The sequence below is a fragment of the Actinocatenispora comari genome (genome assembly GCF_017312725.1).
Taxonomy (GTDB): Bacteria; Actinomycetota; Actinomycetes; order Mycobacteriales; family Micromonosporaceae; genus Actinocatenispora; species Actinocatenispora comari.
This window is the reverse complement of the sequence record NZ_BOPO01000132.1, coordinates 47,396-54,880: the sequence shown is the minus strand read 5'-3', so window position 1 is coordinate 54,880 and position 7,485 is coordinate 47,396. Positions and strand designations below refer to the sequence as shown.

The 7,485-nt window shown below is 72.2% G+C and carries 4 protein-coding genes and 1 pseudogene; 4 read left to right on the top strand and 1 reads right to left on the bottom strand.

The window, feature by feature from the left end; all coding sequences use genetic code 11:
• Positions 1-435: pseudogene (locus NUM_RS33045) on the bottom strand (hypothetical protein); the annotation flags it as partial.
• A gap of 981 nt (positions 436-1,416) precedes the next feature.
• Here NUM_RS33045 and NUM_RS33040 point away from each other — a divergent pair.
• The 4 genes from NUM_RS33040 to cimA all read left to right on the top strand — a co-directional run bounded on the left by NUM_RS33040 (position 1,417) and on the right by cimA (position 7,458).
• On the top strand, positions 1,417-2,451 hold the full coding sequence (locus NUM_RS33040) for a 3-isopropylmalate dehydrogenase (RefSeq protein ID WP_225919015.1): 1,035 nt from the start codon (positions 1,417-1,419) through the stop codon (positions 2,449-2,451).
• Positions 2,452-2,898: 447 nt separating this feature from the next.
• On the top strand, positions 2,899-4,011 hold the full coding sequence (locus tag NUM_RS37865; protein WP_207128851.1) for a hypothetical protein: 1,113 nt from the start codon (positions 2,899-2,901) through the stop codon (positions 4,009-4,011).
• A gap of 363 nt (positions 4,012-4,374) precedes the next feature.
• The gene (locus tag NUM_RS33030; protein WP_207128850.1) at positions 4,375-5,514 is read left to right on the top strand and encodes a branched-chain amino acid aminotransferase; all 1,140 of its coding nucleotides are present in this window, start codon (positions 4,375-4,377) and stop codon (positions 5,512-5,514) included.
• Between the two features lie 333 nt (positions 5,515-5,847).
• Positions 5,848-7,458 carry a citramalate synthase gene (cimA, locus tag NUM_RS33025; RefSeq protein WP_207128849.1) on the top strand — a complete coding sequence of 537 codons (1,611 nt, stop codon included), beginning with the start codon at positions 5,848-5,850 and terminating at the stop codon, positions 7,456-7,458.
• Positions 7,459-7,485 lie beyond the last annotated feature (27 nt).

The following is a 7,485-nucleotide window of genomic DNA, read 5'->3' as shown; positions in this document are numbered from 1 at the left end:
CGGCGGGTCGTCGGCGTCGCCGGTGGGTGTCGTCGGTCCCGCCGAGGGCGGGACCGGCCCGGTGGTCGGTCGGGGCGCGCTCGGGCCGGACGCCGGCGGGCGGATCCACGGCGGGTCGGGCGGCTGGACGAAGCCGGGCTGCGGTGGCCCGGCGAAGGGATCGATCGGGTGCCGCCGGACGGCCTGGGTCCAGTAGTTCTCGTCGCCGGCGTGCTCGGCGAAGTGCGGTCTGCGGCCGGCGGTCGACGCGCCGCCGGGGCGGCCGGGCGCGGGTGGCGGCGGAGCGCCGACCGCGGGTTCCGGGCCGGCCCAGGGGATGGTGGGCCAGTCGTCGGGCGCGGCGGGCTGCCGCTCGGCATCCGGCGCCGGGGTGGGCCGGCCGCTCGACCGACCGGAACGGTCGGACGACCGGTCGTTCCGATCACCCAACGTCACAGGTGCATCCCTTCGTCCGAACCTGCAACTGGATCGTATCGGTGGAAACGGCCCGATCGCACCGCGCCGGTACCCGTCCGTGTGAGCGGCGGCCGGGGTTGCCGCGGTTTGCCGTAATACGGGTTTTGCCGGAATACGGACTGCCCGGACCATTACGCATCGGCTGTACCGTGCCATGGCGATGGCCGGGAGGGAAGAGCGCCGGGCGTTTTCTCGGGGCTTGTTTGGCGCCTTCCGCTGACCGGTTCCGGCGCCGATCGCCCTCGAACGGTATTTCCGCAGGTCGATCGCTTGATCACGAATCAGTCGCGATGTGCCCGGCGGGCGCGGCGTATCGCGTGATGCAACGCAGTGCCGTCTCGCGCTTGCGCTGTGTCGTTAATCCGGATACCGTTCATGTCGGCTACACGATACAGAGGTCCATCTGGCGGTTCTTGGGTCATTGTCACGGTCCGATCGGTCCGCGCACAGATGCGAGGGCTGCCCGAGGATGCTGCAGCGTGCGGGCCTGCACCCCCCACAGCGCGACGCTCACCCCCCGCGTTCGCGCTCCCTGCCGGCCCCCGTGACCTGGCCGCGGTCGCGGGGGCCGTGCGCTGCGTTCCGCGGCTCGGCCGCTCCTCGCAGTTCCCGGCGTGCTGCGCCGGGGAGATCTCGGCAGCTTTGTGGTGCCGTATCTCGCCTAAGGCGTCCCATACTCGATCGACACTGCTGCGTCTGTCAATAACCCGACACAACTCCTGGCCATTTTTATGATTCTTCGGCTTTGCTGGCGCTGATGCGATCGCTGCCGGGGATCTGTCCGCATCGCGGTATTCAACCGGTCTGTCCGCCGTTCTCCTGATGCTCCGGCGCTCCTTTCATTCCCAGAACGTGAGAGCTCGATACCGCGTCCTGGGATCCTGGTCGATCGCGCGGGAGACTTGGGGACGGGCGGACCGGCGTGCGGCCGCCGGCGACAGCGACTGCGGGAGGTTCGGCGTGACGGTACGGCTGGGGGTCATCGGCGGCGACGGCATCGGGCCGGAGGTGGTCGCCGAGGCACGCAAGGTCCTCGACGTGGTGCTGCCGGACGTGACGGCCACCGAGTACGACCTGGGCGCGGCCCGGTACCACCGCACCGGCGAGGTGCTGCCGGACGAGGTGCTCGAACAGCTGGCCGGGGAGGACGTGCTGCTGCTCGGCGCGGTCGGCGACCCGAGCGTGCCCTCCGGGGTGCTGGAGCGCGGCCTGCTGCTCAAGCTGCGGTTCGCCTTCGACCACTACGTCAACCTGCGGCCGTCCCGGCTGTGGGCCGGCACCACCAGTCCGCTGGCCGGCGTCGCGCCCGGCGACATCGACCTGGTCGTGGTCCGCGAGGGCACCGAGGGGCTGTACTGCGGCGCCGGCGGCACGGTGCGCAAGGGCACGCCGGCCGAGGTCGCCACCGAGGAGAGCCTCAACACCCGGTACGGCGCGGAGCGCGCGGTGCGCGACGCGTTCGAGCGGGCGATGCGCCGCCCGCGGCGCAAGGTCACGCTGGTGCACAAGAACAACGTGCTGGTCAACGCCGGCGACCTGTGGGCGCGCACGTTCGCCGAGGTCGCCACCGAGTACCCGGACGTGCAGACCGAGTACCAGCACGTGGACGCCGCGGCGATGTTCCTCGTCACCGACCCGCAGCGGTACGACGTGATCGTCACCGACAACCTGTTCGGCGACATCCTCACCGACCTGGCCGCCGCGGTGACCGGTGGCATCGGCCTGGCCGCGAGCGGCAACATCAACCCGACCCGGGCGTACCCGTCGATGTTCGAGCCGGTGCACGGTTCGGCGCCGGACATTGCCGGGCAGGGTGTCGCCGACCCGGCCGCGGCCATCCTGTCCACCGCCCTGCTGCTCGATCACCTGGGCCGGCCCGAGGAGGCCCGCCGGGTCGAGGAGGCGGTCGGCGCCGAGGTGGCGAAGCGGGTGCCGGGGGAGAAGCTGCGGACCGCCGAGGTCGGTGACGCGGTCGCCGCCGCCCTCGCCGGCTGAAGTCGCGGGGAGGCCACCCGCACTCCGGAACGGACGGTCCACGGTCGGCACAGCTGTGGCGCGTGGAGTCGTGGCGCGTGCAGCCGTGCCGGGCCGGGTCGTGGCGCGAAACCTTAAGGGATTCTCAGCGGCGCGTCGGGCCGGGGGCCAGCGACCCGCGTCGATCTCTCGGTGCTGCATCGGTTGTGGCCGACCGGGTTTTGGCTGGTTGTGCCTTCGCTCTATGTTGTGGCCATGTCGGACAATCAGCGCCCCGGGTCCGAGCCGGAGCCGCCGGGCGGGAACCCGCCTGGTGGCTACCGGCCTGGGGGCGATCCCTACCTGACCAACGGGATGCACCCCGAGGGTGCTCCCGGCCAGCCTGCTCCGGGTCAGCCAGGCCCGCCGCCGCCCCCCGGCGGGTTCGGCATGCCGCCACAGCCGCCGTACGGGCCGGGTGGCCCCGGCATGCCGCCACCCCAGTCCGGTCCGCCGTACCCGGGTGCGCCCGGGCCGGGCCTGCCGCCGTACGGCTCGGAGCCGCCGCTCGGTGGTCCCGGCCTGCCGCCGCCCTACACCCCGGGCGCGCCGGATGCCGGGATGCCGCCGTACTCGCCGGGGATGCCGGAGCCGGGCTACGGGCCGGGCGCGGCGGAGCCGGGCACGTACTACGAGCAGCCCGGCGGGCCGGCCTCCGGCGTGCCGTACGACCAGCCGGGCATGCCCGCGTCCGGCATGCCGTACGGGCCGGGGATGCCGCCGCCCGACCCCAACTCGCCGTACGGGCCGCCCACCTCGGCGTGGGGCCAGCCGACGCCGATTCCGACCACCTCGGGCAAGCTGTCCGGCGGTGCGATCGCCGGCATCGTCGGCGGTGGCTGCGCCCTGCTGCTGGTGGTGGTGCTCGGCCTGGTGTTCCTGATCCACAGCAACAACGAGGCGAGCCGGAAGGCGGCGCAGGCGCGCGCGAGCGCGTCCGCGGCGGCGCAGGAGAGCGCGTCACCGAGCTACAGCGACTCGCCGTCGCCGAGCGAGAGCGTCTCGCCGACCGACGAGTACCGCGATCCGTCCGATCTGGACGACGAGGACACCGACCCGGTCCCGTTCGAGCTCGACTCGATCTTCCCGGAGACCGCGGCCGGCCTCACCCTGGACTCCGAGGGGTTCTTCAGCGCGTGCTCGGACGCCGGTGACTCGAACACCGAGTCGCTGCTGCGCAAGCACGACTGCGGGAACATGGCGACCGCCGACTACCCGGATCCGGACAAGGAGCTGTTGGCGAGCGTGATGGTGATCCCACTGCCGACCGACGACGACGCGGACGCGGTGGAGAAGGGGTTGGACGGGGGCAGCGCGGCGTTCAACGGGCTGCACTACTTCTGCCCGAAGTCGGGCACCTCCAGCCACCTGTGCGACGACGGCGCGACCCCGCGGTGGCGGGCGTACTACGGCGCGTACCACCGGTACATGATCGTCGTGACGGTGTTGCGGTACGACGGGGCACTGCCCAGCAACAAGAAGGCGGATTCCACCGGTAACGGGGTCTTCAACGCCATCGAGGACACCCTGCTCGGCGAGTGACCAGCGCCGGGGCGTCGACGCATCGGTGCGGTCGGCGTCCCGGTGGCACCCGGTCGGCGCCCCTGAGGGAACGTTCAGTGCTGCGGTTATGCTGACCCTGGTGTCCGTGCGCGGCCTATCGGCCGGGCGCGGGCCGGGTCGCCCTGCCGCGCCGCACCCTGTGCGCGTGCCGCGCCCACAACGACGATCCGACCGCGGTCGGGACGTGTCCCGTCGACCTGCCCGGCCGAGGTGCCGGGTCGGTGTGCGTGACCTCGCGTCGAGCACGCCGGCCGGACTGCCCGGGGCGGCTGAACGAACGATACGTTCGGCCTGTTCGACACGTACCGCGGTCCAACGACGTGCCTGGGAGGTACGCAGACGATGAGTGCTGGCAGCAACACAGCATCGGGCAGTGCGGCTGGCTTGGCCACGCTGGACTTCGAGATCCGGCCGAACCCGGCACCGGTGGCCGCGTCGCAGCGCGCCGCGCTGCTGGCCGACCCCGGCTTCGGCAAGGTCTTCACCGACCACATGGCGACGATCCGCTACAGCGACACCAAGGGGTGGTACGACGCGCGAATCGAGCCGTTCGGCCCGATCTCGCTGTCCCCGGCCACCGCGGGGCTGCACTACGCGCAGGAGATCTTCGAGGGGCTGAAGGCCTACCACGCGCCGGACGGCGGCGTCACGATGTTCCGGCCGGAGGCCAACGCCCGCCGGATGCAGCTCACCTGCGACCGGATGGCGATGCCGCGGCTGAGCGAGGAGGCGTTCCTGACCGCGGTGCGGCTGCTGGTCGAGCGGGACCGGGAGTGGATCCCGACCCAGGACGGCGGCAGCCTCTACATCCGGCCGTTCATGTTCGCCACCGAGGTGTTCCTCGGCGTCAAGCCGTCCTCGGAATACCTCTTCTGCGTGATCGCCTCCCCGGCCGGCTCGTACTTCGCCGGCGGCGTGCACCCGGTCGACGTGTGGGTCTCCGCCGAGTACACCCGGGCCGCGCCCGGTGGTACCGGCGCGGCGAAGTGCGCGGGCAACTATGCGGCGAGCCTGGCCGCGCAGGCCGAGGCGATCGAGGCCGGCTGCGACCAGGTGGTGTTCCTGGACGCGGTGGAGCGCCGCTACGTCGACGAGCTCGGCGGCATGAACGTCTTCTCGGTGTACGGCGAGGGCGACGACGTGACGCTGGTGACGCCGCCGCTGGCCGGCACGATCCTGCCCGGCATCACCCGCGACTCGGTGCTGACGATCGCCACCGACCGCGGCTGGCGGGTCGAGGAACGGCCGTACGCGCTGAGCGAGTGGCAGGCCGACGCCGAGTCGGGCCGGCTGCGCGAGTCGTTCGCCTGCGGTACCGCCGCGGTGGTGACGCCGATCGGCCGGATCCGCGGCGCCGACCTCGACTTCACCATCGGCGGTGGGGTCGAGGGTCCGGTGACCCGGCAGCTGCGCGAGTCGCTGCTCGGCGTCCAGCACGGCGAGCTGCCCGACCCGCACGGCTGGGTGCACCGGCTGCTCTGACCCGTCGCGACCCCGTCACCACGGCCCCGGTACCGGCGCGGTACCGGGGCCGGCTGGTGTCGGGGCCGCCGGTGACCGGCCGGCGACGTGAAGTCGATCACGAAGCCGCCCGCATGGTGGGATCTGCCGGCCACAAGGCGGACGGCGTGGCATCGTGTCGGTCATGACCCGGACTCTTCGTGGCCTGATTATTGGCACCTAGCGCGCTCCCGCCGACACACCCGTCGAGCCCAGCGCGCAGACCTCCCGTGACCCGGGGGGTCTTTTCGTTTTCCGGGCCAGTTTCGCCTCAGCCAGCTCCGCCATCCGACCTCCCCGGGAGAGGACACCACCATGGGTACGCCCGCCGACGAGTTCCACCTGTTCGACACCACGCTGCGGGACGGCGCACAGCGCGAGGGGATCAGCTACTCGGTCACCGACAAGCTCGCCGTCGCCCGGTTGCTGGACGAGCTCGGGGTGGGCTTCATCGAGGGCGGCTGGCCGGGCGCGATGCCCAAGGACACCGAGTTCTTCGCCCGGGCCCGGACCGAACTGTCGCTGCGGCACGCGCAGCTCGTCGCGTTCGGCTCGACCCGCAAGGCCGGCGTCGCGGTCGCCGACGACAAGCAGGTACGGGCCCTGCTCGACGCGCAGACCGGCACCGTCTGCCTGGTCGCGAAGTCCGACGTACGGCACGTCGAACGGGCGTTGCGCACCACCCGCGAGGAGAACCTCGCGATGATCGCCGACTCGGTCCGGTTCTTCGTCGAGCAGGGCCGCCGGGTGTTCCTCGACTGCGAGCACTTCTTCGACGGCTACCGGTACGACCCCGGCTACGGCCTGTCGGTGGTACGCACCGCGCTCGACGCCGGCGCCGATGTCGTGGTGCTGTGCGACACCAACGGCGGCGGCCTGCCTTCCAGCGTGTACCGCACGGTCAGCGAGCTGCGCGGCAAGCTCGGCGGGGAGCCGCGGCTGGGCATGCACGCGCAGAACGACACCGCCTGCGCGGTGGCCAACACGATCGCCGCGGTCGAGGCCGGCGCGATGCACGTGCAGGGCACCGCGAACGGCTACGGCGAGCGGCCCGGCAACGCGGACATCTTCGCCGTGATCGGCAACCTCACCACCAAGCTCGGGCGCCAGGTCCTCCCGGACGGGTGCCTGGAGACGATGGTGCGCGTCTCGCACGCCATCGCCGAGATCGCCAACATCGCCCCCGACACCCACCAGGCCTACGTCGGGGCCAGCGCCTTCGCTCACAAGGCGGGGTTGCACGCGAGCGCGATCAAGGTGGACCCGGATCTGTACAACCACGTCGATCCGGCCATCGTCGGCAACGACATGCGCATCCTCGTGACGGAGATGGCCGGTCGGGCCAGCGTCGAGCTCAAGAGCCGTGAGCTCGGCCTGGACCTGACCGGCCATCCGGAGGTGCTGTCGTCGGTCACCGAGCAGGTCAAGCGGCGCGAGGCGGAGGGCTGGTCGTACGAGGCGGCGGACGCCTCCTTCGAGCTGCTGGTGCGCGGCGAGCTCGACGACGCGCCGGTCACCGCGTTCACGCTGGAGTCGTACCGGGTGATCGTCGAGCACCGGGAGGACGGCGCGGTGGTCAGCGAGGCGACGGTCAAGGTACGGGTGCGCGGCGAGCGGGTGATCGCCACCGGTGAGGGCAACGGCCCGGTCAACGCGCTGGACGCGGCGCTGCGGGCGGCGCTGGTCCGGCACTACCCGCATCTGTCCACAGTGGACTTGCTGGACTACAAGGTACGGATCCTGGAGGGCAGCCACGGCACCGGCGCGGTGACCCGGGTGCTGGTCGACTCCGGCGACGAGCGGCGCAGCTGGACCACCGTCGGCGTGCACGAGAACGTCGTCGAGGCGAGCTGGCGCGCCCTGGTCGACGCGCTGACCTACGGGGTCCGCGCCGCCGCCCCGCAGGCGGCCGCCGCGGCCCGCTGACCCCGGTCGCGACCCGCTGATCGGCCG

Excerpts from the sequence above, each read along its gene's own strand:
- NUM_RS37865 (WP_207128851.1), top strand. The coding sequence starts at position 2,899 with ATGCCGCCACCCCAGTCCGGTCCGCCGTACCCGGGTGCGCCCGGGCCG.
- NUM_RS33030 (WP_207128850.1), top strand. The coding sequence starts at position 4,375 with ATGAGTGCTGGCAGCAACACAGCATCGGGCAGTGCGGCTGGCTTGGCC.
- cimA (WP_207128849.1), top strand. The coding sequence starts at position 5,848 with ATGGGTACGCCCGCCGACGAGTTCCACCTGTTCGACACCACGCTGCGG.